We start from the raw sequence: 23,868 nt of genomic DNA, 5'->3' as shown, positions 1-23,868 counted from the left end.
TGCTGTTCATCATTAGACGAATGTCGGTGGGGAGGAAACCAAGAACGGGCTGAACCGCACCGAGCCGTCCTGGCTGCCGCTCTCAACCTCATCGACGAACATCCCCACCCGCAATTCCTGCAGCCGTATTCTTTTCCGCATGGCTGGCGCCGCCTCGAATTTCAAAAATGGATAAAGTGGCTCAACCTTCAGTAAACACGCCTTTGTTTCAGGAAGTATGAATCGTCGGAACCAACAGAGCAATCTCGTCCTGCAGCGCAAAGGTCGGTGGGAGTTACGGTCGCAGCGCTCAGCCCACACATAAGCGCTGGTCGATGCGTCAACCATCTGGCCGGGCACGCGCACATTATCCCCGGCTTTCTGCACGCTGGCTTCGAGTTCAATAGCCGACACCGAGCGCGCGGCCGACCTGCTTCCCGAACGCAAAAGTGGTCGTTACGAACCGATTCTCACACGGGTCGCCGGAGCTCCGCAACAGCCATGACGAACCGCAGTTCCTCTTTCCCGCAGTTCATGTAGGCATGCTTCTCATCGGTCCGCGCCAACACCGAAGAACCTGCTTGAATGAGGTGGTCGCTATCAGCCAATTTCAGGGTGAGTTCGCCGGTTTCCACGTTCAGGAGTTCAAGCGCCCCAGGCAAATGCCCGGGCGATTCAAAGATCTCACCAGAAAAAAGAGTCCAACGCTGCAGAGCGTCGCGATGCTCGGATTGGCACTCCCTTTCTCGATCTCGACAAGCATACCTTTGCTGACGCCGGATTTGCGAGACAGTTCATCGAGTGTCAGGCCGTTTTGCCGCCTTAGCAGTTTGAGGTTTTGAGACACGGTCGCGCTGACGCGTTCAACATCAGAGACCGCTTCGGTCGATACATTGTATTTCTTTTCCATGGTCAAATTTTTAAACTAAATTGGTCAATGACAGCTGAAGGGCAATGTTGGATCTCCGGTTTTGGGGCTAATTCAAATCCTTGAGCAGATCGAATATGCGCCGGAGCGCGTCCACTGATGACCTCAACCGACACTGCCGCCCTCCTGGATGACGCCGCCAACCGGATAGCAGATGTCTCTCGCGCGGATTTGCAGATCATGCTGCGCCGGGCAGCGCTGCGGCTGCGCAACGCCGCGGCCGTCTCGATGGACGAAGACGTGGAAGAGGTTCTGCGCGACCTGGCCAGCGAGTTCGAGGTGACGCGCAACGACATGATCAGATACATCGTGCGGGAGTGGCTGGAGACGAACACCTATCTGCCGGTGCACGAGATTGACGAAGACGGCGATGTGGATGGGACGGCTTGATCTGGTTGCGCCGGCGAACTACTCAGGCTCGTAAACAGCCGCATTATCAGCAGCATCCCGCAAACCCTTATATGACGCAGGTCCATGCTCGGTCGCGTATTCGATCGGCAACAAGCCTAGGATCGACGAAGACGGCATTTCGCTTCCGTCAGGCCCGAAGCTCATCCGTGAAACGTTCAAAACTAGCTGGAGGATGTTCGTCTTCTCCGCCGGCAACTCGCCTTGACTGAAGGTGCCATGAGGCTCCGCATGGCTCGAGGCTAGCGGCCGAGCTATGGTCGAGACTGACATGCCAAATGCAGACTGATCTTGAGACAGGACCTGAAGGCTATGCTTAACCGTCGGCAGCAGAAAGCCGCGCCCTTTGAATCGGCATTTAGCGATTGGTGGCTGTCGCAATCACAGTCTTTCCGGGAGAGTGTCAGCCTGCTGACCGCGCGTTCTTGGTTTCGCGGAGGATATACGGCCGGGAAGCACTCAAACGAGCGCGCTTCGTCTTCAGAGCGGGCCGAATGCGCATCATGGTCTGGGCAACAAGCACCATGGAAGCGAAGGCGAAAGCGGAAGCCGAGGCCAATTTCCGAGCGCACAGGAATGGGTGGCCCAAGCCGAAACTGGGTTGGCAACTCCGGGAGGAAAGATGTGGGATACCGACAGACCGGCGTTGAAAAGCTGCCGGCATGCATTTCCATTATTGCGAGCAAGTGGGATGCAATGAATGGGGAAGCTGGGCAACAGCCCGTCTCCGGCCGTTACGATCCGCTGGTGGTGCTTTGAGCACTTTCCGCATAAAAGGGGTCCTACGAGGAGGAACAGGCCCTCAGGCGGAAGCTCGGCGGCGGAGCGTGGGACGACCGCTCAATGGTTGCTGGATTGATCATCTGCGCATCGCTGACAGCTGTCGACGGCGACAAAGAAGTTGCTACGCGAAGCTTCGCCAGGACACGGAGCCCAACGAAACATAACGATTGGCGTGACGATCGTCAGATCGAGCCTCCAGCGCTTGAACGCGCGTCTTTCCGCCCTATCCTGAAAGCAGGGGAGAAAGTGAGGGCGGTGATGATCCGATCCCAGATAGCCGACATGCAAAGCGTGCTGAGCGACGTAGAAGTTGTGCGGCAGATCAAAACCGACCACGACTGTGAAGTGCTGGCGACGCGGATTATCCAATTCAAGCATGGGGTAAAGGACGAGGACGCGTTGACGCGGCTCGTGATTTAGAAGCCCCGTTTGATCCCTTACAAAGTTAAATCATCAGGATCGCATTAAAACGACCCCGACTGGGTATCGTCTGGTTGAGGACGCGCGGCTGCTGATCGCTGAGAATCGGCAGCAAACCAACAGATGGACTTTTCAGTAGAATAGCGGCCGCCCAACGCACAGGAGAGTTAGCGCTCGGGGTTTAGCAAGCTCGCTGAGCGGCCAAGTAGGGAATACCAAATATCGAGCTGCAGTTGTAGCTCTAATTTCATGACTCGACGGTTTATGCTTTTAACGCGGAAACGGACATTTCTAGTACAGAACTTTTGGTCAGATTTTTTAAACAAGGTGTCGAGATTAAGATAAACTATAAAGTAATATTTATTGCAAGATGAAGGCGGTTCGTCTAAGACATATTGCAGCGCTAAGGGCGCGTCCTACAAACCACCCCGCTCACTTATCCCCCGCTCACGCGGGGGTCTTCGTTACAACACAAGCGTGCGCCGGAACTTTTCTTAAGCCACCGGGTTTTGGGTGTGGGTGTGTGCCAGCCAAATCCGCGCACGTCCTTTTCCATCAATGCAGCCTTGCCCCGCGGCGATTGCGGGGCTTTTTTCGTTGCTAGTTCACCGGATTTCTAATTCCGCCTGCCATTTAACGACGTGGACATCGAATCTTCCGTTCGACCCGACCCGGCCGACGAAATGACTGGTGTGACCAGCGATAAATCTCACTACCGCACCGAACTTTCTCGACCATCTATCGCAGACCGAAGGGTCGCACAGGTAGCCCCCTTGTGACGGGGCCGTACGCAAACTCTTCCTTCCTGTGCGATCCGTCCTTTCCAGAAATTGCCCCGTTTCGGCGGGGCTCCCTTTTGCGACAGGCGCCGCAACCGCTGGGAAATTCCGCCGGCGCAGTGCTTTCAGGCCAAAATCGTAACAATTACCCCACGAATACCAATAACCACTGTCACCACCACTTTAAGTATGTGAGGTTTTAAAAAAATACACCAGCACGGGAACTTTGCTGCGTGATCGGTTAATATGCAACGGATTTGAAGAGCGTGATTTCGCGACCCCTTTTCATGTCGATTCCTGAAATTTTGCCCCGCCATCGGGGTCTTTCGGGTTTTTGGTATCAGCATGACCACGCCTATCGAAACCCTGAAAGCCTTCTGTGCTGCTTTCCCTGAAAATGATGGCAGGACCGCGATACGGCGGTGGTTCACTCCGCAAACCGTCTGGGTCAAAGAAGAAATTTCCGTCACGACCGGTATCGACGAGCGACCGCCTGGCTTGAGCGGCCAGAAAAGTCACCCGGCACGAACATCGCATCGACCATCTGGAAGTCGGCGCCGGCGAAATAGGGGCCCGCCCCAAGCGCCGCCTCCAATCGCTGGAGCCTCTCCCGGAAAGCTGCCTTCTTCGCATCAGCAGTCAGACGATCGGTGGCGTTGAGGAACCGCCAGGCATCGGCGTAGGTCGGAGTGGCGAACTCGATCCGGCCATGCTGCTGGGCACGGGACAGCGCGTCTTTCGGATACATCGATGCTACGTCCAGGATATCCTCGGTATCCTCGCAGATCACTATGCTTCGAAGAGCGTCCGCCCCCTCCGGCTGGCGCACCTTGAGCAGCGGCACTTTTCCAGTTGGTGAAGCGCCAGAAACCGTCGGGCTTGGCCACTAGATCGCGAGGATCGTGCGGACGAGTTCGTTAACGCGAGGCGCCGTCGAGGGCAACGCCCCTGCCCTTCTCTTCTTCGTCGGGAAGCTTGGCCAGTTTCCTGACGATGCTCTCTGGCATTGCGGGGGATCTCGCTCCGTCACTGGCCGTCGGGGCGTTGCCTCTTCTGCACCGCTTGTCGTAATCGGTCAAACTGGCCACAATCACGGATACCTGCCTGCAGGCTGTCAGACGGGTTGGAACAGTTTAGCGCTCACCCTCCGCCTGTCCGTGCCTATACCGGACGAGCATGGAGTGGTCATCAGGTAATGGCACGCGAGCGAACATCGCCTCCTCGCCGGAGCGCTTTGGTGGTCCAAAGCGCATCGCCCGCGGCAGATAAGAGATGCCAGGAAGGCATCAGACGGCAAGCTCCATCAAGGTTGCCCGCGGAATGCCGGTGGTCAACCAAGACGGCGCAGCGATGGGGACGCTGCCGTCATTGCGCGATCCATTTCGTTGAGCGCTGACCGCAGGGCTTCCGCCGGCGCATCTTTGTGTCCGGAGAGAATATTTGCAAACGGCGCCGGCCGGCCGAAAAGGTAGCCTTGGGCAGATTCGCAGCCTTCGGCATGCAGGATGGCTAACTGGTCGCGGGTTTCAATTCCCTCGGCGAGGACAGGGATTTCGAGGCTGCGGCCAAGCGCCAGCACCGCGCGGATGATCGCGCGCGCCGGCTTGCTGGTCTCAATTTCACCCATAAAGCTGCGGTCGAGCTTGATCTTGTCGAACGGGAATGCTCGCAGCGTATCGAGGGAGGAATAGCCCGTGCCGAAGTCGTCGAGCGCGATCGTCACACCAAGCTCACGAATCTGCCGCAATTGGAGGAGCGTACGATCCTTGTCTTGGATGATGGCCGATTCCGTGAGCTCGAGTTCAAGGTTTTCTGCTTTCATTCCGGTCTCGCTGAGAACGTCGGCCACCAGGCCCGGCAGATTGGGGTGGAGGAACTGCACCGGTGAAAGGTTGACGGCGACCCTTGTGTTCGTGCCCAAGGACGAGCATTGGCTACAGACTGTCCGAAGCACCCATTCGCCGAGTTGCAAGATAAGTCCGCTTTCCTCGGCGAGCGGAATGAATTCCACCGGTGGGATAAAACCACGTTGCGGATGTTGCCAACGTAGCAGCGCCTCATAACCCGTGACCGAACCATCGGAGACCAGCGTCTGAATCTGATAATAGACCTCCAGTTGATTGTTTTCCAGCGCGCGCCGAAGATCAACGGCGAGTAGACGCTTGTCACGGACGGCATCGTCCATTGCCTTGTCAAAAAAGCAGATCTTTTCCGCGATCTCAGTCTTGGCACGATAGAGCGCCAAGTCGGTGTTACTGACCAAAGTTTCCATTTCCTGCGCGTCGTCGGGGAACATACAGGCGCCAAAACTCGCGCCGACCGAGGCCTGAAAGCCGTCAAGCGTGAACGGCCTGATGATTTCGGCCCGTAACTGGAGGAGCACCTCGCGCAGTTGGCTGCGATTGTCGACAGGCGCAATAATCGAGAACTCATCGCCGCCTGTGCGCGCGATGAACAGTGTGCCGTCGTTTGAATCACGCATGCGCTGGGCGAGGACTTTTAGCGCCTCATCGCCAGCCGAGTGCCCCTTGATGTCGTTAATTTCCTTGAAACGATCGAGGTCGATGGCCGCGAGCGCGAACTTAGGGCCGCCATAGTTGGCAAGCCGAATTTGCGCAGCAAGGCGATCATTGAAGCACGCGCGATTGGCAAGTCCAGTTAACGCGTCATTCAGCGCCATATGCTCCAGCTCGCTAATCGAACGGACCCGGTTCTGATTGTCGATCAGGTAGCTCGCGGCGACGGCACCGATAATGATAACGCTGAGGAGAGCGATCGCTAACGCCATCGCCTGCATAGCCGCCGGATTGGAATAACTGTCGTCAACGTAAATCGGCGTGAGCTTGAACGCGGTCATGCCCGTGAAATGCAGGCTGACGATCGCCAATGTGAGCAATCCCACCGAGATGGTCTTGTTGGCGGTTCCATGGTCACGACTTGCGATGTGTATCGCAGCGGATGTGATAGTTACGGCAAGCAAGATGGACACGATGAGAAACCTCATATCCCATTCAACCGTGCCCTGAGCAACATAAGCCAGCATACCAGTGTAATGCATCGTGGCGATTGACAGCCCGATCAATGCACCGCCGACAGCAGCTGACCAGGAAGTGCGGATCGTACCGGCTACCATCAGGCCGCAGAATGAGCCGGCCATAGCGATCAGCAAGGAAATAATGGTTAGCACCGGATCGAATGTCACAGGCGTGCCGGCATGATAAGCAATAATGGCGATGAAATGAGTCGACCAGATCGATGCTCCTGCGGCTGTTGCGGCGAGGAACTGCCAGCCGATGGCTTCGGCGCCGTTGACGCTCCGCCCCCTCGAAAATAGGCGAAGCACCGCCCAACTTCCTGAAACACAGACCAGAGCGGCGACTAACACAAGCCAGATGTTATGTTGCGTTGTGATGCAGTTAACGACGGAAATCATTTTCTTCTTTGTCCAGGAAATTCGTGGCGCACTCTGCCAATTTCCTATTGAGATCAACTTAATTTAAGCAACGAGTAGCGTGTATGATTAACCGTACGTGTAACGGTGCATCTTCTACGCGACTGGCAACTTTCGCGCTCCCGCCACGGTGCTCTCCTTACAACCTAGCATTGCGCTGCGGCTGAGGCTACCGCACCTCGAGGTCCTGTCGCGTAGAGGTCATAGCCGCGCGCTACCAGCAAGGACCAAGCCGTCAAATATTGCGTTTAGTCCGAATCCCAATTATCTGAGCGTGCTGTCGTTGTTCATCCATCGCAACAAGTGCCGACGCAGCTCCAGGGCCCTCCGATCGAGGTCGTAGAGCGCCCATGCCGCCGAAATCGACCGGATCCCCATCGATTTCAACATGTCGGTGGCGGGGGTGAACATTTAACTGAACGATTTGTGGGTTCATGCTGTGTTCCGCTGTCCGGACATAATATGAGCAAGACTGCAGGCGTTAGTGGATCTCATGCTTGCAAGTGCTGCATCGGCGACGTTCGTTGAGGCTGGCGATGCCGCCCCATACCTCAAGGAAATAAGTTATGTGCAATCGTGATCAGCTGCTGTCGGCGCTGAACTGACTACGAATGAAAAGCCTAACGTATCAGGTGGAGGAACATTGTTGGCAGCATCGAAGCCTGTGGGACTTTCGGCAAAACGCAGTAGGCTCGCAGTAGTCCTTCCGTGGCACCGCAAGCAGCTCACGGGTCAGTTTCATGCCGTGGAACTATTTTACGGCTGTCGCGTTTTTTCTGGCTGCGCTCCCCGTGGAGCGAGTTGGCGCGGATTCGAGTGTGGCTGCGGCTGGCGCTGTGGTATCCGGGTGTCGCCCGAGGGGATGAAGGTTGCTATGTCCAATATCGAAGAATTTCCTGCCGCCGCGCGACGACTCACCGAGTTCGAAGCGCTCACGGCAGCTGCTTCAAGTGTTCTCGATGCCGTTCCAGGTGCAGTCTACCTGTGTGACAAGGATGGTTGGCTCATACGCTATAATGCCGAGGCGGCGGAGCTGTGGGGGCAAAGTCCACCAGTGGGCGACAAACATCACCGCTTCTGTGGATCCCATGCCCTCTTTCTCCCCGATGGCACCCCGCTTGCCCATGATGTCTGTCCCATGGCAACGGCAATCTTCGCCGGTACTTCGACCCGCAATGCTGAAGTCGTCATGGAACGCCCCGATGGCTCTCGCTTCACGGCGCTCGTCAATATCCGGGCTCTAAAGGACCATAACGGCAGTATCCAGGGCGCGATCAACTGCTTCCAGGACATCTCCGCACATAAGGAGATGGAAGAAACGATCCAGCAGAAGAACGCCGATCTTGAGGATTTTTTCGAGAATAGCGCGGTCGGTCTCCATATCGTTGGTGGCGACGGCATCATCCAGCGTGCGAACAAGGCAGAACTTGCTCTTCTCGGGTATAAGGCCGAGGAATATGTCGGTCGTCATATCGTTGAGTTCCATGTGGACGGCCCCGTCATCGGCGACATCCTCCACAAGCTTTCCTGCGGCGAAAAGCTGAATAGGTATCCAGCACGCCTGCGTGCAAAAGATGGTGCGATCAAGCAGGTGCTGATCACATCCAACAGCCGGTTTCAGGACGGCAAGTTTGTCAGCACACGCTGTTTCACAATGGACGTGACGGATCTTCGCGAGGCCGAAACAGCCCGCCGCGAAAGCGACGAGCGGCTGGCAGCAACCTATGACGCCGCCACGATCGGGATTGCCGAAGCTGACCGCGACGGCCGTCTCCTGCGCGTCAACGACACTCTCTGCCAAATGTTGGGCCGCTCGCGGGAGGAGCTGCTCAACATGACATTCTTCGACTATACGCAAGAAGACGACCGGAAGGAGGATGCAGCCCTTTATGCGCGCCAGATCGCCGGCGAAGTCGATAACTACGTGCTGCGCAAGCGGGCAACAAGGCCGGATGGCACCACGGTTTATCTGGATGTTTACAGCTCGTCCGTTCTGGATGCCGGCGGACGCTTCCGCTATGGAGTACGGGTACTCCAGGATGTTACTGCCGCCAAGCAGATGGAGGAGCGGATACGCGAGAGCGAACAGCACCTGCGCGATCTGCTGGAGGCGCTGCCGGCTGCGGTTTATACGACGGACGCTACGGGCCGTATCACCTTCTTCAATAACGCGGCCGTGGAGATGTCCGGTCGTACGCCGGAGATCGGCGACATGTGGTGCGTCACCTGGCGTCTTTACAATACCGACGGCACGCGGCTTCCCCACGATCAATGCCCGATGGCGGTCGCGTTGAAGGAAGATCGTCCCGTTCGCGGCGCCGAGGCCATTGCTGAAAGGCCGGATGGCACGCGCATCCCGTTCATCCCCTACCCCACACCTCTTCATGACGCCGACGGCAAGCTTATCGGTGCGATCAACATGCTGGTGGACATCACGGAGCGCAAGCAGGCGGAGAACAGACAAAAGCTCCTGATCGATGAACTCAATCATCGCGTGAAGAACACGCTTGCGACGGTGCAGTCGCTGGCGGGCCAGACGGCTCGGCATGCCGATGGTCTCGAGGATTTTACTCGTCGATTCGAGGTGAGGCTACTCGCTCTGGCGCGCGCACACGATTTGCTGACGAAACGCCACTGGGAAGGTGCCTCCCTGGACTTGCTCGCTGGCGAAGTACTGATGGCGATTGCCGGTAACGCAGCACGGCAGGTCGAGATTGCCGGCCCAATCGTTGATCTCGATCCTCGCACGGCACTGAGCCTCACGATGGTACTCAACGAGCTCGCCACAAACGCGATGAAATATGGGGCTCTGTCATCGGAGGCTGGCATGCTTTCACTCGCCTGGCGTTTGGAAGAGAGGGCCGACTTGCAGCCGAGACTGATCCTCGAATGGCGCGAGCGGGGTGGTCCACCGGTCGTGCCACCCACACGTCGCGGAACTGGCAGCCGGCTGATGGAACGGTGTATCGAGCGGGATCTCGGTGGTGAACTTGACCTTGCCTTCGAACCGCCGGGCGTCGTGTGCCGCATGTGGATGGCCATTGGGCCCATTACCGCATGAGTGGGTTTGGTGGCATCAAGGTTCTCATCGTCGAGGACGAGGGTTTCGTGGCCCTGCTGATCGAGAATATGCTTCAGGATCTCGGCTGCGAAATCGTCGCATCCGTGGCTGGACTAAAGGAAGCGTCCACGGTCGCGGCGGCCGAAGAGATTGATCTGGCTGTTCTTGATATTAACCTTGGGGGAGAGCGCAGCTTTCCAGTAGCGGAGGTGTTGCGCGAGCGCGGAGTGCCTTTTTTGTTCAGTACGGGATATGGAAGCGCCGGGCTGCCGGCGGAATTTTCAGGGTGTCAGGTCTTGGGCAAACCCTTCTCAGCGAAAGCGCTAGAGGAAGCGCTCAGGCGTGCCCTAGGATGCCATCCCGATCCCACGGCCTGACAGGAAATAGCTGCGATGTCCAGATTGCCGAACGGCTGAAGATCAGTTCAGACGACCTCGCTGAAGGACCGTCTTGGAACGACGTCGCCACTTCGGTGATACTAGCTTGGCAGGTCGACGCCAAACATTTCGGCTCCGCTATGATCGAACACAATGCCATGTGGCGTCATTTTGCAATTGCACGAGGCGGTGAGACCAACGACGACCAAAAGATTAACCTCGGAGCGGAATATCAGGAGCGCATACCGTCGAAGTAGCCTGACGGCGGATGCGCTTCCTTCTGATATTTATTATCGTGATAAAGCATGCGAACTAAGCATTACATATCTTGATCTAACTGCCGAAATGGCGGGTGTCGCCTACAGCCGGCCCTGCGACCACATTTCGGTGAGAGGCGTCTTGATGAAGTATTTGTTGCCGCTATGTTGGCAATGCCTTCACGCCGACTTTGCGCTTAAGACCATACAGGGATTCGAATGGGTTGGTTCACCCTTATCATCATCGCGCTGGTCCTCTCCGTCATTGCCGCCTTGGCCTACCCAAAAGCTCTGGGGCGGCTTTCGAAAACCCCGTCTCGTGTTTTGGAGACCACTCCGAGCGATACGGAGCTGGATCGCTACGGTAACCGGTTATGCCAAGAGCGCAAGGCGGGTAGCGGAATGGTATTGTTAACCTCCAACGTCGATGCCTTTGCAGCCCGTATGTTGGCTGCCAGGTCGGCCGGACGCAGTCTGGATCTGATGTACTACATGTGGAACGCCGATCTGACCGGAATGCTGATCATGCGAGAAGTGATCGCTGCGGCGGACCGCGGCGTCCGGGTCAGGATCCTTCTCGACGATCTCGGCGTGTCGATGTCCGACAAAATTTTCCACGCCATTGATTGCCATCCGCAAATTGAGCTCCGTCTATTCAATCCTACGAAAGCGCGGGAGAACATCCTGCGGCGTGCCATCGAGATGGCAGTGCGCTTCCGCAGCGTCAACCGGCGCATGCATAACAAGGCTTGGATCGCGGACGGACGCATCTCGATCGTCGGCGGTCGTAACATCGGCGACGAATATTTCGATGCCGGCGAGCGGGCCAACTTCCGGGATTTCGACCTCGTCATCGTCGGTGACGCCGTGGCGAAGACGGAAAAAATCTTCGATGATTACTGGAACAGCGCAGTTGCTGTGCCGGTGAGATCGCTGTTGGCCCGTCGCCGGAACCGCCTTGCAAGGCTTCGCCGCATTGTGGGCGAACTGCCATACAGCGAGCGAGTCAAGCCATATCTCGATCGTGTTCGTGAATTCACTTCGTTGAAGGAGATAGTTCGCGAAGACGACTACATCTGGGTCGATAAGGTCGAGGTCCTGGCTGATCCTCCCGAAAAGGCTGCAGGCAAGCGCCGAGACGGCCAGAACATGCTGATGGAAACCCTTCTTCCGGTTATGACGGAGTTAACGACGGCACTCCGCATTACGTCGCCCTACTTCATTCCCGGTAATCGAGGCGTTGCAGCGCTGACGAAGCTCACCCGATCCGGGGTCAAGGTGGCGGTTCTCACCAACTCGCTGGCTGCAACCGATGTCGCAGCCGTCCACGCCGGGTATGCTCGCTACCGCCCTGCACTTCTGCAGGGAGGTGTAGAACTTTACGAGCTGAAGTCCCATGCGGCGGGCCAGGGATCGTTCTCTTTGCGAGGCTCCGGTCAGGCCAGTCTCCACACAAAGGCGTTTTCGCGCGATGGGCAATACGGGTTTATCGGATCTCTCAATCTCGATCCTCGGTCCGTTTCTCTCAACACCGAGATGGGTGTGCTGTTCAACTCCACGGACCTTGTCAACAGAATGGATGCCGTGTTTGCCGAAGAAACCGCGCCCGAGCTCAGTTATACCGTAAGATTGGAAGATGGATCGGTTAGCTGGCTGACAGTCGTCAATGCCCAAAAAGTTGTCATCAAACGCGAACCGGATGCCAGCTTTACACGAAAAGCGGTATCCAGGTTGATCGCATTGCTGCCGCTTGAATCGCAATTATAGCCGTCCCTTAACGCCGGATAGCGCTCGGAAGTATCGACATTGTGGTTGTAGTAGTCGAGGCCGGCCTTGGCGAAGCTTTCGGATTGAGCCGGCCTCAACATACCGAGCGTCATGCAGGTTTCCATCCCGACTGCTTTTACGCCTTCCACCATCGCGACTAGGGCTTCCATGTCGCGCTCTTTGGGATTGGGCCACGCGGCCCCCATGCAGTAGCGTGTCGCACCGACTTGCTTTGCCTTCTGCGCCTCGCCAAGCATGCGCTCGACTTCCATTAGTTTCGAAGCCTTGAGACCAGTCGGATTGTGGGCGGACTGGCTGCAATAGCCGCAATCCTCGAGTAAGCGACAAGCCGGGGCCGTTCAGGCGGCGTAGTTCCATGGCATGAGCGCGTCGATTTCACTGCTGGGCCGATAGGTGTCGTCACCGGTCTTGACAATGTCATAGGGCGGCCAGTCGCTGATCGACCGGGCGCGCTGGGCGTTTTCCAGAAGATTGAAAATCCGGTCGAAGCCGACGCTGGAGCGGAACAGAGGTGCGTAGTCGTAAGATGTTGCCATAGCCATATCCTCCTTGAAGCAACATGGGTTCGGAAGCGCCGAAAGACGGTGCTTCCAGCAAGGCCAGCCCTGTCATCAGCGGCTGGCGGCAATCGATTTGGTTTTTGGCATATTTGGATTTAAGAGCAGCAGTAGAAAAAATTTGACGCGGTTTCTTCACCCGGCCATCGGCTCAATCAAGCGCATAAACTGCGGCATTATCCTGAACTTCGCGCGCCTTTGTAGTATGCGTGCCGGAGATTGCCATCGTCGGTCCAGCCCTGGAATTCGATCTCGGCAATCAGCGTCGGCTGGGCGAAGACAACCCGTGAAGACGATCCCATCAAGCGACGCCCTTGCCGCCGGTGACACCATAGACCTCGCCGTTGATGAAGCTCGCTTCTGGCGATGCAAGCAGGACGAATACGGGAGCCAGTTCGACCGGCTGGCCCGGACGACCGAAGTCGCTGTCCTTGCCGAAGTTCTTGACCTTCTCGTCGGGCTGGCCGCCACTCGGCTGGAGAACCGTCCAGACCGGTCCGGGTGCGACGACATTGGCGCGAATGCCACGCTCAATCAGCTGCTTGGCAAGGGCCTTCGTATAGGCGGCGATACCGGCCTTTGTCGTGGCATAGTCGAGCAAGATCGGTGACGGCTGGTAAGCCTGGATGGAGGCCGTGGTGATCACCGCGGATCCCGCCGGCATACGGGGCACGGCGGCTTGTGCAATCCAATGAAGCGCATAGAGATTGGTCTTCATCGTCTTGTCGAAATCCTCCGTCGACAACTCTTCGATTTTCTCGCGGTACTGCTGGCGGCCAGCATTGATGACGAGGATATCGAGACCGCTAAGATCAGAGACCGCCTTGTCGACCAGTTGCCGGCACCATGCCTCGTCCTTGATGTCGCCCGGAAGCGCGACGGCCTTACGGCCCTCGGCTTCGATAAGGCCAACCACCTCCTTGGCATCGGCCTCTTCGTCCGGAAGATAGGCGATGGCCACGTCGGCCCCCTCACGGGCGAAGGCGATTGCTGCAGCACGGCCGATGCCGGAATCGCCGCCAGTGACGAGTGCCTTCCGGCCAGAGAGCTTGCCTGACCCGCGATAAGTCTCCTCGCCGTGATCCGGCGTGGGATTCATCTTGCGGGCGAGTCCAGGCGCCTGCTGCGGTTGGTTTGGGAAAGGCGGTGCTGGATAAAGCGTGCGAGGATCGTTCATGGAGGTCTTGTCGCTCACAATGACACCTAAGATTTTGCGAATTGCATGCGGATGACTGTCTGCGAACGCCCGTTTCATCCCTTTGTTCCTGTAACGCCGCTGGCTCGGAACAAACTTTTTGCGCTGTCGTTCGTCTGATTATCAACGAAGGAGGAAATGTCTTGCCGCGTGGTGACAAGTCCAAGTACACGCTTCGTTCGAGGCGGGCGGTGGTCACCTGTTGGCGCTCGAGGTCGGTCGTGGTTCGATGAAGTCTACGTGACGATTCTGCCAAACCGCCTCGAACGAGCCACCGACGCGTCGATCGGCGCCAAAGTCCTGCAACTCGGTCCGGCCGGTTGAGACACGCGGCTGGCTGCGCTGCCCTCGTTTTAGTCGCTGATAGCGCCGCGGGGGACGGACAGTCGGATCGAGAGTTCATTTGGCATCCAGTCGCGCGCGATCTCGACCCCGAGGCTCTGACTTATTATCTGCTCAAGCCGGCTTCCAAAACCGATCGAAGGTGGCTCCAATGCAGCCTGCGGGGGACCGCTGCTCTCCAGCCAGACGATCTCCAGGATCTCACCCTTCACCGCCGCTGCTATCTCCAGCTTTCCCTCTTCAGCGGACAGCGCACCATATTTCGCGGCATTGGTTGCGAGTTCATGGAACAGCAGCGCGAAATTTGTAATTTTGGTGCCGCTGATGTCGATGTCATCTCCGATCAGCAGGCAACGATTGGCACCGGCCCGCTCATACGGCGCGAGAATATTCGACAGAAGCTGAAAGAGGGTAGTCTCTGGAGCACAGGTCGCGGCCTCACCGTTCAAACTCGGCAATGTCATCTCATGCGCCCGCGACAGAGCCATCAACCTGTCCTTCATCCCCGCAGCGAGATCAGCAGTCGTCTTTGCCGTCCTTGCTGCAAGGGTGATGATGCTGCCGGTGATGGCGAACAGGTTTTTTACCCGGTGATGCATCTCGCGCAGCAGAAGTTCCTGACGCTCGGCGGCCCGCTTACGCTCTGATATGTCGCGGGCAATTTTCGATGCGCCGATGATCTTCCCGTTGCCGTCCCGAATAGGCGAGATGGTGAGAGAAATATCGATCAGGCTACTGTCTTTACGTCGTCGTATCGTCTCAAAGTGATCGACGCGCTCGCCGGCCTGAATGCGGGCGAGGATGGCTGGCTCCTCGTTCAGGCGATCGGGTGGAATGACGATCGTGATCGGCCGGCCGATAGCCTCGTCTGCCGTATAACCGAAAAGCCGCTCAGCGCCCTTGTTCCAGGTCGTGATGACTCCGCTGAGGCTCTTGCTGACGATCGCATCGTCGGAGGACTCGACGATCGCTGCAAGAAAAGCTGCAGCGTTATGTCCGTGCTGCGCAGCTTCTATGTCGGCCTCCGGCTGTCGCAAACGGAGCTGGGCCTGGCCCTCGTGTGGCTGGTTATCGGAAATCGACATTTACGCCCCGTCAAATCAATGCATTTTTCAAGAAATCGAGACGGCCGAGACCGCCAGTGCACCGCGACCATATTCGCTAAACACCACCAACAACAGTCAGAATGATTAGGGGTCGCAAATCAGTATGACGCCTTTCGAACGCGAGATCGCTGGCAAAATGCCTTCGCCTTGATGAGATTCGAACCACGATCCAGTATCCGGTGAAAATATAGATTTCGCAGACGCATGAAGTGCCGCTGAGAACAGTAAACAAAAAGAGATTACGGCAGATAAGCAAGAACGCGAATATGAGGTCAAGATCCAGTCGTCTCATACGAAAAAATTGGTCCCTGCGAAGACGTCGGAGTACGCCGAGGCTACTACAGCCTCTTTATAGCCATCATTGTAACCCTGTTAACGCACGCTTATCGTACGATTGACGGCCATTTCGAGAAGATGCAGGCGATCCTGTCCCCAGAATGGTTCGCGGTCGAATATATAGAAAGGTGAGCCGAAAGCGCCGTTTTCGATCGCTCTCTCTGTGTTCGATCTGTATTTGATGGCGACTTCCGGGCTTCCTGCTGCGGATAATATCGCGGAACCCTCAAGCCCGAGCGTGGTTGCGATCGTCATGAGTTCCTCATTGCTTTCGATATCTCGCTCCTCGACCCACAAGGCCCGCATGACGGCATGGATGAGCTCGATCGAGCACTCACCGCGTTCGGCGGCCGCCACCAGAAAGAGGGATGCAAGTCGGCAGTTCGGGCGATCATGCTTTGGTGCGATGTTTATGGGCATCTGCAGAAGCGAGGAGTATCGCTTCAGTTCGACCAACCGGTAATCTTGCCGGGCCTTGGACCGCTGTTCCAGCGGAAGGCCGCCTGTCGTTGCGAGGACCAAACTGACATCGATCGGAATGACGTTGACCGGCACGTCGTACCGTTCGCTGATCGCCTTCAAGCGAGGGTTTCCGAAATAGGCCCAGTCCGAGTTCACCCAGAAGAAGTAATCGATGGCCGGCTTCTTAAACGACATCACGATGCTGCCCGCTCATGGTTGAAAGACGATGCCGGACCGTTGGCCGAATGGGCGGACAGGATAGCCTCTACAATGGCGATATCCTCAAGTCCGAGCCCGATGGACCGGAAGAATATCGGCCTGCCGGGCACTGGTAGCGGACATGTGCCTGTCGCCAGACCAGCCAGGTCGCCCCGAATGGATGCTTTGTCCCACCCGTGCTGACTGCTTGCAAGCTGCATTTCCCCGGCGCTCCCCGGTGTTGTCCTGCGATCGTCGCAGTACACTTGGGCTTCATTTAAGAAAGCGGGTGAGACCTCATGCGCCTGGACCGCGTTGGTGCTGATCGACGTCACGAGGGTGTCTCCGCCGAGCCAGGCGGCGTCGATCACAGGCTTTGCAGACGAGGTCGCCAGGATGACGACGTCGGCGTTCCGAACGCAGTCTTCGGCAGATCTTGTTATCTCAACCGGTTGATCCAGCCATCGTCCCTTGCCGTCCACGCTTTCGGCAAGCGACGGCGAAAACAGCCGTACTTCGCGCCAGGATCGCAGAGGATAGGCATGTCGGAAATGCGCCCATGCCACATCGCCGCTACCGATGATCGCCAGACGGCATGCGTCCAGGCGTGCCAGATAGTCGATCGCTAAAGCTGACGTTGCGCCAGTGCGCTCGGTCGTCAATCGAGACGCATCTACCAATGCGAGCGGCGCTCCGGTTTTCGAGGACATGAGCAACGTCCAGGCGGTCACGATCGGCTTGCCGTCCGTCACGATATAGGGAGAGAGCTTCACCCCGAAGACGGATCGTTCCGTAAGAACGCCCGGATAGGTGATGAAGTCACCTCTCGCGTCTCCGAGAAGGCTGAGCGTTTGCGGCGGCTGCACGGCGCGATCTTCGCCAAGCGCGCGGAACAGTTGCCGCATGGTTTGAACCACGTCGATGGCCGGCAGAAGTTCGATAACTGCCGTCTCGTCCAGGAGTTTGATTGATGACAAAGCATTCATAACGACAGCTTTTCCTTATGTCGGTGGTCTCTACCGCCGCCCGCAATCAGGCGGGCCGGCCGGTCTACAGATCCAGGGTGATTTCGTCCGAGAGGCAGGTGGAGACGCAAGGGGTCAGGAATTGCGCACGTTCGGAAGCTGACATGACGAGATCGCGGTGGTTGACCGACCCCGCGAGGTATCGCGTCTTGCAGCGCATGCAGCTTCCCGCCTCGCAGGATGCGTCGATCGCGATACCTGCTTCGCGGAGAGCCGAGAGCATCGATTGTCCGGCCGAAACCGCGATATCGCGGTCGGATCGAGCAAGTCTGACGACATAGCCCGGATCGTCGTTGTCGATGTGTCGAATGCCGCCGAAGCGTTCGAACTGAAAACTCAACCCGAGAATAGCCGCTGCCTGACCGACATCCTCCACGAGGCTCTGCGGGCCGCAGCAGAGAACATGGGCATGCCGCCAGCCCTGCGCGCCCAAAAGATCGACCAGATTGCGACGCGGTCCGCCATGCCCTTGGCTGAAGTGGAAATGCGTTCGCCCGCCAGCCTCAAGCGCGTCATGAAACGCGGTCTCCATTCGATTTCGACAAAAATAGTGTAACGCGAACGGACGCCTCGTGCGTTCCAGCTCCCCTATCATGGAAAGGAACGGCGTGATGCCGATACCTCCAGCCACGAGAAGAAGCGGCTGATCACCTGGCGGCAGCGGAAAGTGGTTGCGGGGGAGCGACAGGCATACCTCCTCTCCAACGCGGAATGTCGCATGAAGACGCTGCGAACCTCCCCTTCCCTGCTCCTCGCATTTGACGACGATGGCGTAGCGATGGCGGTCCTGCGGATCGCTACTGAGGGAATACTGCCGCACCACATGCTCGTCCACATGGACATCGACATGCGCGCCGGGGGTAAAGGGCGGCAGTCTCCAGTCGTCCGGATCGGAAAGCTCGAAGCGCGAGATGCCGGCGGTGAGTTGCTCGATCTTGCGGATGACGGTCAAGACATGGTGGTGCCGAACGATCATGAATGCTGTCCCGTTATGCAGGAATGATGACGTCGCCCGCGCGGATCAGCCCGCCACGAACGATGCGAGCATGAAGCCCGGACCGGTTGAGCAGAAAGGTGAATATCTCCTGCCCCGTGATCTGTTCGATGTGCCGGCAGGGCGTACTGAGACGGGTCCCTTCGACAAGTGCGCTCCCGATGCGAAACCTCACCCCGACGAGGTGGTTGAGCGGCACGCCCCGCGTCGTGATGTTGCGGCGATGCTGGTCCGCGGCGAGCGCTATGCCGTGATCCCGGCGCAACGCGTCGAGCGTTTCCAGCTCGAAGAACGTTACCTGCCGTCCATCCTCGGGCAGGTCCGAGTAGAACCCCGCTCCGTTGAAGTAGCGATCACCGACGATCCCTTTGCCCTCGACCAGTTCAAGCGTATCGACCGTTCGCATGGGCAAAAATGCACGAGGGGTAACGTTCAATTGCTGGATGCTTCCGCTGAACATGCTTTTTGTCCTCCTGGTTGCCCGTGATTTTCGAAGAGCTGTTTTGTCGGCACACCTCCACATGCGGACACCACCGACCGTGTCCCGCAGGAGGATCCCAGCAATGGATATCGCGTCTTCTGAGTGCCGCCGCAGCGCGCCAAGGGGAGACCGTCGGCGTCGTTCGGGTCTGTCCTAATGGTTCATTTGGTTGAAGAAGGTGCGGGTGCGATCCTGTTCTGGGGCTTTGAACATTTGCTCCGGCGTTCCCTGTTCAATGATCCTTCCCATCTCCATGAAAACGATCCTGTCGGCGACGCGGCGGGCGAAATTCATTTCGTGCGTGACGCAGATCATGGTCATGCCCTCCTCGGCGAGTTCGATCATGGCATCCAGCACCTCGCGCACCATTTCGGGGTCCAGGGCGGATGTCGGTTCATCGAACAGCATGATCTTGGGCCGCAGGCAGAGGGCCCGAGCAATAGCCACACGTTGCTGCTGGCCTCCTGACAACTGACCCGGGTATTTCAGGCTTTGCTCGGGGATACGGACCCGCTCGAGGAGAGACATGGCGCGCGCGTCGGCATCTGCCTTGGGCATGCGGTGCAGGATCCGAAGCGCGAGCGTACAGTTCTGCAACACCGTCATATGCGGAAACAGGTTGAAGTGTTGAAAGACCATGCCGACATCGCTGCGGATGGCCTCGATCCGATTCCTGTCGTTCGTCAGTTCCACGCCGTCGACGCAGATGCTGCCGGCGTCATGCTGCTCGAGCCGGTTGATGCAGCGGATCATCGTCGATTTCCCCGATCCGGATGGGCCACAGACGACCACCCGCTCTCCCTTGCGCACGGCGAGATCGACCCCGTGCAGCACCTGAAATGCACCGTAGAACTTGTCGAGACCGATCAACTCGATGGCCGGCACCTCGCCATTATGCTCGCGCTTCATACTGTGCGTGGTCATCGGGCGTACCCCTTGGATAGCATCTTTTCGACGCGGGCCTGTATGACCGTGAGAATGGCGACCATGGAGAGGTAGTAGACGAGCACGGCTGCATACCACTCGAGGAAACGAAAGCTGGTTGCGATGGCCATCGTGGTGACGGTCATCAGTTCCTCAAGCGAGATGACGGTCGCAAGCGATGTCGTCTTCAGGAGAGAAATCATCTCGTTGACGAGGGCGGGCATCGCAACGCGAAGAGCTTGCGGAAGGACGACGTAAAAGAAGATATGCCACCGTTTCAACCCCAGTGCTCGAGCTCCCTCCGTCTGTCCGTGCCCAACGGCGGAGTACGCGCTGCGCAAAATCTCAGTGATATAGGCAACCTGAATGAAGGTCAGTGCGATGAAGGCTGCGAGGAATGGCGTGAACCAGGCCTGACGGAAGATCGGAAACAGCTGTGGCAGGCCGTTCCAGATCAGGAGCAGCACGAGCAAGGCCGGCGCCCCGCGGAAGAACCAGACATAGGCCGCCATCAACCTGCGGACCCAGAAACGCGGAGATCCGGCCAGAGATGCAGTGCCTAGGCCAACCATCAGCGAAACCGTCTGCACGAGACCGCACAGCACCACTGTGATGACGGCCCCATGGAAAAGGGGCCATCCCAGCAAAGCGGAAAGGAAGAGCTTTACGTCGAACACGGCGCGCCTACTTCGGCTGCTCGACGTCTGTTGCGTTCGCCGGAAGGTTCCATTTCTTCAGCAGTTGGGCAAGCTCGCCGGAGGTCTTCAGCCCGTCATAGGCCGTGCGAAGGGCCTTGATATCCCCTGGGCTTTTCCGGATGTAGAGACCGTAGCTGTCGGCTTCGGGATATGTGTAGGGAATGGTGATGCGACCGGGAAGCTGCGCACCCCTGTAGGCGGCCGTCGTATCCTGCGTAATCGTGGCTGCCGCTCGTCCGATCAGTATCTGCTGGATGACAGCAGACGCGCCCGGGTAGGTCTGGACGGTCATCTCGGCTTTGCCTTCGCCTTTCAGCCTGGCATTCAATGCAGCGGCATCCTTCTCGTAATTCGTACCCGCTTCGACCGCAACGATCTTTCCACTGAGATCATCGGGCGTCTTGATGTCCGAGGTCGATGCTGCCACGACGAGAACTGGAGAGGTCCTGAAATGAGCAATGGCATCATAATGTTCAAGGCGTTCCGGCTTGATCAGCATGCCGCTGGCGACGAGTCCGCAACGGTCGGACTCGAGCGAGGGCAGCAGGCCCTTGAACTCACTGACGACATAGTCGGTTTTTGCACCCCATTGCTTTGCCAGGGCATCAACCATATCGATCTCGTAACCCGAGAGCTTCTTATCCCCTGGGTTTTCCGCAAACCCCATGGGCGGGAAGTCGCCGGCCGTACAGATCGTAAGGACGCCGTCATGTACGAAAGATGGCAGGTCTGCAGCCTCCGCAGACGATGTAGCGACGGTGAGGGCAACGGCGCAGCCGAAGGTTGCTTTGAATATTGAAAGTTTCATGTGATCCCCTTTTAGGCGCCCGTCGTTTTTCTTGCGGGCCCGCTTTGAACCATAGGAATTGTCATGCTTCGATCAATCTAAATGTTTTTTACATTTCACTTGAATTATAATAAACTATTTTGATGGTCACATTCCCTCCTCTTCATATGCTGAAGGTCTTCGAAAGCGTCGCGCGACAAGGACAGTTGCGTGGCACGGCCGCGGAATTGAACATCACGATCGGAGCGGTAAGCCACCAGCTGAAAGCGCTGCAGGAGCACCTGGGTGTCGCTTTATTCGAAAAACAGGGTCGCCGCCTTGTGTTGACGGAGCGCGGAGCGCGGCTGCAGAGGGCTGTATCGCGTGGCTTGGCAGATATCGGACAGGGCATAAGAGACCTGTTGAACGACGATGCAGGGGAAAAACAGGAGGCTACCTTGCGGTTGTTTCTGCCGCCGATCCTCACATCGACATGGATGAGCCTCCGCATCTTCGCCTTCCTTGAGGACAATCCGCATATCCGGTTGAAGATGGAGTTCGGCATCGCCTTCGAGGCCATCGACTGGCGCCGTACCGATGCTGCGATAGTCTACGGCAATCCCCCATGGTCAGGCCTTTGGTGGCGAATGCTTCATGGCATACGACTGATGCCCTTTTGCAGCCCGAAACTGGTACGGGGACCGAACCCCATTCGCCTGCCCTCTGACGTGCTCGCGCATCGGTTGCTGCACGAGGATGATGGAACGGAATGGCGCCGCTGGCTGGCGCAGGCACGTCTTCCCTACCCCGGTCCGCCGGACGTGCAATTCAACGATTTCGGCATGATCTTGCAGGCAGCCCGCGACGGCTACGGCGTCGCCCTCGTCGATGATGTCGTGACCGCAAGAGACGTCGACGAAGGCCGGCTCGTTCAAGCGCTTTCCCTCGGCGTTCCTGCGGCAAAGAACTATCATTGCCTCTGCATGGAAGAAAACCTGAGCAATCCAGCGATAGGCTTGTTCATCGACTGGTTGGTGGAGCAGAGCGAAACACAGATGCTGCGGTTGCAGTTTACACCGTGATCGATGCCTTTGTCGCACCCACATTACGCTTTTGCAAGCCTGCACCGCGACGAAGGCGTTTCGAAAGCATGGATCGATGAAGGCGGTTTTGAGGTGCAGATCGTCGGCAAACGGTATCCGATACAGGTCCAACTCCAACCCTTCTACGACTCGCAGGGCGAGCGGATGCGCGGCGAAGTTGACGAGGGACTGAACTCCTTGTGCAACCGCACTGCCGCACAAGGCGGCCTTGCAGTTGCGATGTCAGTGAGCAGTCTCGGCAACCCGAAACGCTCACAGACATCGGTAGGTATCGAGAGAGCGCCGTTGTAGGCCGTCGCGCCGTCGCCATCAGCTGGACAAAAATGTTGAGTTTCAGCAAGATGTGACCCATTTTTTCATTTCGCGTTAGCCCACCAAAACTGATGTAGCGATTGTCTACAAACAACTTTTATTTGGCCCAAGTGGTTCACGGCGAAATGGAAAAATGGGGCAAACAGAACCGAGAATTAACACTGGGATACTATCTCGGCAGATCTTTGGTTGCTCAGTTTCCTTCGGCCCACGTCCCAATCAGCATTGTCATGAAGCGTTCGGCTGCCGGCGAAAGTGTCCCACCGCGACGGCGCACAATGCCGATCGTTCGAGAGATTTCAGGATTGCGAATAGGTCTCGTAACGAGAAACGGGTGTTCCTCTTGTGGTGTAGCGAGTTTCGGCAGAACCGAAATCCCAAGCCCGGCTTCCACCAAACCAAGCGACGTCGACAGGTGCGTGACCTCGTAGGACCAGCGCAGTTTCAGGTTCGATTTCGCTAAAGCTGCATCAAGAAGCGTACGGTTGCCGCTGGACCGGTGAACAGTGATCAGTTGATAGGGCGCCAGATCGTCCCATTCGAGTTCGCTCTTTGCCGCCAGCGGGTGATCCTTGCGTGCCGCCAGCACGAACGGATCTTCGATGAGCCGGTCGAACACCAGGTCGGGATCCGAAAAGCCCATGATATTGATGCCGAATTCGACTTCCCCGCGGGCGACTGCCTGCAGGCCGTCGGTGGCGGGCAGATCGAGAATGCGAAAACGAATATTCGGATACTCGGCGCTGAACTGCTTGATGACGGTCGGGAGAAAGTAGAAAGCAGCCGTCGGCAGGCATGCGATCGTCACAAGGCCGCTGCGCTGGGACCCGACATCGCGCACCGCAAACAGCGACGTGTCGAACTCCTCAAGCATGCGTCGCACCAACGGGATCAGCTCCGCGCCAAGGGCGGTTGTCGAGACATGACGCGTGGTGCGCTCGAGTAAGGGGGCTCCGATTGCCAGCTCCAGCTTCTGAATTCGACGGCTGAGGGCCGGCTGTGACAGATTGAGCGCTTCGGCAGAGCGGTGGAAGTTTTCCAGTTCGACGACCGATAGAAACGCGCGCAGATCCAATATCTCGCAATTAATGCTCATAACGCATCATTCCCTCTGATATTCGCATTTCACATATCAATC

Annotated in this window: 20 protein-coding genes and 8 pseudogenes; 11 read left to right on the top strand and 17 right to left on the bottom strand. The window is 57.5% G+C overall.

Features of this window, described 5'->3' with window-relative positions; all coding sequences use genetic code 11:
- Nucleotides 1-12: 12 nt before the first annotated feature.
- The gene (locus MF410_RS36850; protein ID WP_345774733.1) at nt 13-393 is read right to left on the bottom strand and encodes a hypothetical protein; all 381 of its coding nucleotides are present in this window, start codon (nt 391-393) and stop codon (nt 13-15) included.
- 56 nt (nt 394-449) lie between these two features.
- A pseudogene (locus MF410_RS32040) lies at nt 450-889 on the bottom strand (XRE family transcriptional regulator).
- 117 nt (nt 890-1,006) lie between these two features.
- On the opposite strand from MF410_RS32040, the gene MF410_RS32035 reads away from it, so the two are divergent.
- From MF410_RS32035 to MF410_RS32015, 5 genes and pseudogenes are all read left to right on the top strand, one after another.
- Nucleotides 1,007-1,297, top strand: coding sequence for a CopG family transcriptional regulator (locus MF410_RS32035; protein WP_239620924.1), 291 nt, complete (start codon nt 1,007-1,009; stop codon nt 1,295-1,297).
- 330 nt (nt 1,298-1,627) lie between these two features.
- Nucleotides 1,628-1,965: pseudogene (locus MF410_RS32030) on the top strand (hypothetical protein).
- Nucleotides 1,966-1,977: 12 nt separating this feature from the next.
- Nucleotides 1,978-2,174: pseudogene (locus tag MF410_RS32025) on the top strand (hypothetical protein).
- Nucleotides 2,159-2,518, top strand: coding sequence for a hypothetical protein (locus MF410_RS32020; protein WP_239621042.1), 360 nt, complete (start codon nt 2,159-2,161; stop codon nt 2,516-2,518). The pseudogene MF410_RS32025 and the gene MF410_RS32020 overlap by 16 nt, the downstream one beginning before the upstream one ends.
- Nucleotides 2,519-3,642: 1,124 nt before the next feature.
- Nucleotides 3,643-3,723, top strand: a pseudogene (locus MF410_RS32015) (limonene-1,2-epoxide hydrolase); the annotation flags it as partial.
- Between the two features lie 40 nt (nt 3,724-3,763).
- On the opposite strand, the gene MF410_RS32010 reads toward MF410_RS32015, so the two are convergent.
- A complete protein-coding gene (locus tag MF410_RS32010; protein ID WP_239621039.1) occupies nt 3,764-4,141 on the bottom strand; it encodes a glutathione S-transferase domain-containing protein in 378 nt (125 codons plus the stop codon).
- A gap of 486 nt (nt 4,142-4,627) precedes the next feature.
- Nucleotides 4,628-6,730: a bifunctional diguanylate cyclase/phosphodiesterase gene (locus MF410_RS32005; RefSeq protein ID WP_239620922.1), complete on the bottom strand. Its 2,103-nt coding sequence runs from the start codon at nt 6,728-6,730 to the stop codon at nt 4,628-4,630.
- Between the two features lie 892 nt (nt 6,731-7,622).
- On the opposite strand from MF410_RS32005, the gene MF410_RS32000 reads away from it, so the two are divergent.
- The 3 genes from MF410_RS32000 to MF410_RS31990 all read left to right on the top strand — a co-directional run bounded on the left by MF410_RS32000 (nt 7,623) and on the right by MF410_RS31990 (nt 12,210).
- The gene (locus MF410_RS32000) at nt 7,623-9,809 is read left to right on the top strand and encodes a PAS domain S-box protein (protein WP_239620919.1); all 2,187 of its coding nucleotides are present in this window, start codon (nt 7,623-7,625) and stop codon (nt 9,807-9,809) included.
- Entirely contained in the window at nt 9,806-10,186 is a 381-nt protein-coding gene (locus tag MF410_RS31995; RefSeq protein ID WP_239620917.1) for a response regulator, read from the top strand. Before MF410_RS32000 ends, MF410_RS31995 begins: the two co-directional genes overlap by 4 nt.
- 476 nt (nt 10,187-10,662) lie before the next feature.
- Nucleotides 10,663-12,210 carry a phospholipase D family protein gene (locus MF410_RS31990; RefSeq protein ID WP_239620915.1) on the top strand — a complete coding sequence of 516 codons (1,548 nt, stop codon included), beginning with the start codon at nt 10,663-10,665 and terminating at the stop codon, nt 12,208-12,210.
- A gap of 20 nt (nt 12,211-12,230) precedes the next feature.
- Here the strand turns inward: MF410_RS31990 and MF410_RS31985 are convergent.
- Nucleotides 12,231-12,545 (bottom strand): annotated as a pseudogene (locus MF410_RS31985) (radical SAM protein); the annotation flags it as partial.
- A gap of 72 nt (nt 12,546-12,617) precedes the next feature.
- A pseudogene (locus tag MF410_RS31980) lies at nt 12,618-12,767 on the bottom strand (molecular chaperone Hsp20); the annotation flags it as partial.
- A gap of 23 nt (nt 12,768-12,790) precedes the next feature.
- On the opposite strand from MF410_RS31980, the gene MF410_RS36685 reads away from it, so the two are divergent.
- Nucleotides 12,791-12,913, top strand: coding sequence for a hypothetical protein (locus MF410_RS36685; RefSeq protein ID WP_275593045.1), 123 nt, complete (start codon nt 12,791-12,793; stop codon nt 12,911-12,913).
- Nucleotides 12,914-12,939: 26 nt separating this feature from the next.
- Here MF410_RS36685 and MF410_RS31975 read toward each other — a convergent pair.
- The 10 genes and pseudogenes from MF410_RS31975 to MF410_RS31930 form a co-directional block, all read right to left on the bottom strand.
- Nucleotides 12,940-13,075, bottom strand: a pseudogene (locus tag MF410_RS31975) (ATP-dependent DNA ligase); the annotation flags it as partial.
- A gap of 14 nt (nt 13,076-13,089) precedes the next feature.
- On the bottom strand, nt 13,090-13,983 hold the full coding sequence (locus MF410_RS31970) for an SDR family oxidoreductase (protein ID WP_275593044.1): 894 nt from the start codon (nt 13,981-13,983) through the stop codon (nt 13,090-13,092).
- A gap of 353 nt (nt 13,984-14,336) precedes the next feature.
- Nucleotides 14,337-15,410, bottom strand: coding sequence for a PAS domain S-box protein (locus tag MF410_RS31965; RefSeq protein ID WP_239620911.1), 1,074 nt, complete (start codon nt 15,408-15,410; stop codon nt 14,337-14,339).
- Nucleotides 15,411-15,803: 393 nt separating this feature from the next.
- The gene (locus tag MF410_RS31960) at nt 15,804-16,424 is read right to left on the bottom strand and encodes a 2-hydroxychromene-2-carboxylate isomerase (protein WP_239620910.1); all 621 of its coding nucleotides are present in this window, start codon (nt 16,422-16,424) and stop codon (nt 15,804-15,806) included.
- Complete coding sequence (locus tag MF410_RS31955; protein WP_239620909.1) at nt 16,424-17,413, bottom strand: ornithine cyclodeaminase family protein; 990 nt, start codon at nt 17,411-17,413, stop codon at nt 16,424-16,426. Before MF410_RS31955 ends, MF410_RS31960 begins: the two co-directional genes overlap by 1 nt.
- Nucleotides 17,414-17,477: 64 nt before the next feature.
- A complete protein-coding gene (locus tag MF410_RS31950) occupies nt 17,478-18,428 on the bottom strand; it encodes a PDR/VanB family oxidoreductase (RefSeq protein ID WP_239620908.1) in 951 nt (316 codons plus the stop codon).
- Between the two features lie 13 nt (nt 18,429-18,441).
- Nucleotides 18,442-18,906: an MOSC domain-containing protein gene (locus MF410_RS31945; protein WP_239620907.1), complete on the bottom strand. Its 465-nt coding sequence runs from the start codon at nt 18,904-18,906 to the stop codon at nt 18,442-18,444.
- Nucleotides 18,907-19,080: 174 nt separating this feature from the next.
- A complete protein-coding gene (locus tag MF410_RS31940) occupies nt 19,081-19,851 on the bottom strand; it encodes an amino acid ABC transporter ATP-binding protein (protein WP_275593043.1) in 771 nt (256 codons plus the stop codon).
- On the bottom strand, nt 19,848-20,528 hold the full coding sequence (locus MF410_RS31935) for an amino acid ABC transporter permease (RefSeq protein ID WP_239620906.1): 681 nt from the start codon (nt 20,526-20,528) through the stop codon (nt 19,848-19,850). Before MF410_RS31935 ends, MF410_RS31940 begins: the two co-directional genes overlap by 4 nt.
- 7 nt (nt 20,529-20,535) lie before the next feature.
- Nucleotides 20,536-21,357, bottom strand: coding sequence for a transporter substrate-binding domain-containing protein (locus tag MF410_RS31930; RefSeq protein WP_239620905.1), 822 nt, complete (start codon nt 21,355-21,357; stop codon nt 20,536-20,538).
- Nucleotides 21,358-21,479: 122 nt separating this feature from the next.
- Between MF410_RS31930 and MF410_RS31925 the strand changes: the two are divergent.
- Both MF410_RS31925 and MF410_RS31920 read left to right on the top strand, forming a co-directional pair.
- A pseudogene (locus MF410_RS31925) lies at nt 21,480-21,662 on the top strand (LysR family transcriptional regulator); the annotation flags it as partial.
- 111 nt (nt 21,663-21,773) lie between these two features.
- The gene (locus MF410_RS31920) at nt 21,774-22,397 is read left to right on the top strand and encodes a LysR substrate-binding domain-containing protein (RefSeq protein WP_239621033.1); all 624 of its coding nucleotides are present in this window, start codon (nt 21,774-21,776) and stop codon (nt 22,395-22,397) included.
- Between the two features lie 526 nt (nt 22,398-22,923).
- Here MF410_RS31920 and MF410_RS31915 read toward each other — a convergent pair.
- Nucleotides 22,924-23,826 carry a LysR family transcriptional regulator gene (locus MF410_RS31915; protein WP_168330280.1) on the bottom strand — a complete coding sequence of 301 codons (903 nt, stop codon included), beginning with the start codon at nt 23,824-23,826 and terminating at the stop codon, nt 22,924-22,926.
- Between the last annotated feature and the right edge of the window lie 42 nt (nt 23,827-23,868).

Source organism: Rhizobium sp. C104, from assembly GCF_022354505.1.
Classification (GTDB): Bacteria; Pseudomonadota; Alphaproteobacteria; order Rhizobiales; family Rhizobiaceae; genus Rhizobium; species Rhizobium redzepovicii.
Note: the sequence above shows the minus strand (reverse complement) of the source record. Positions and strands in the feature narration are given on the sequence as shown.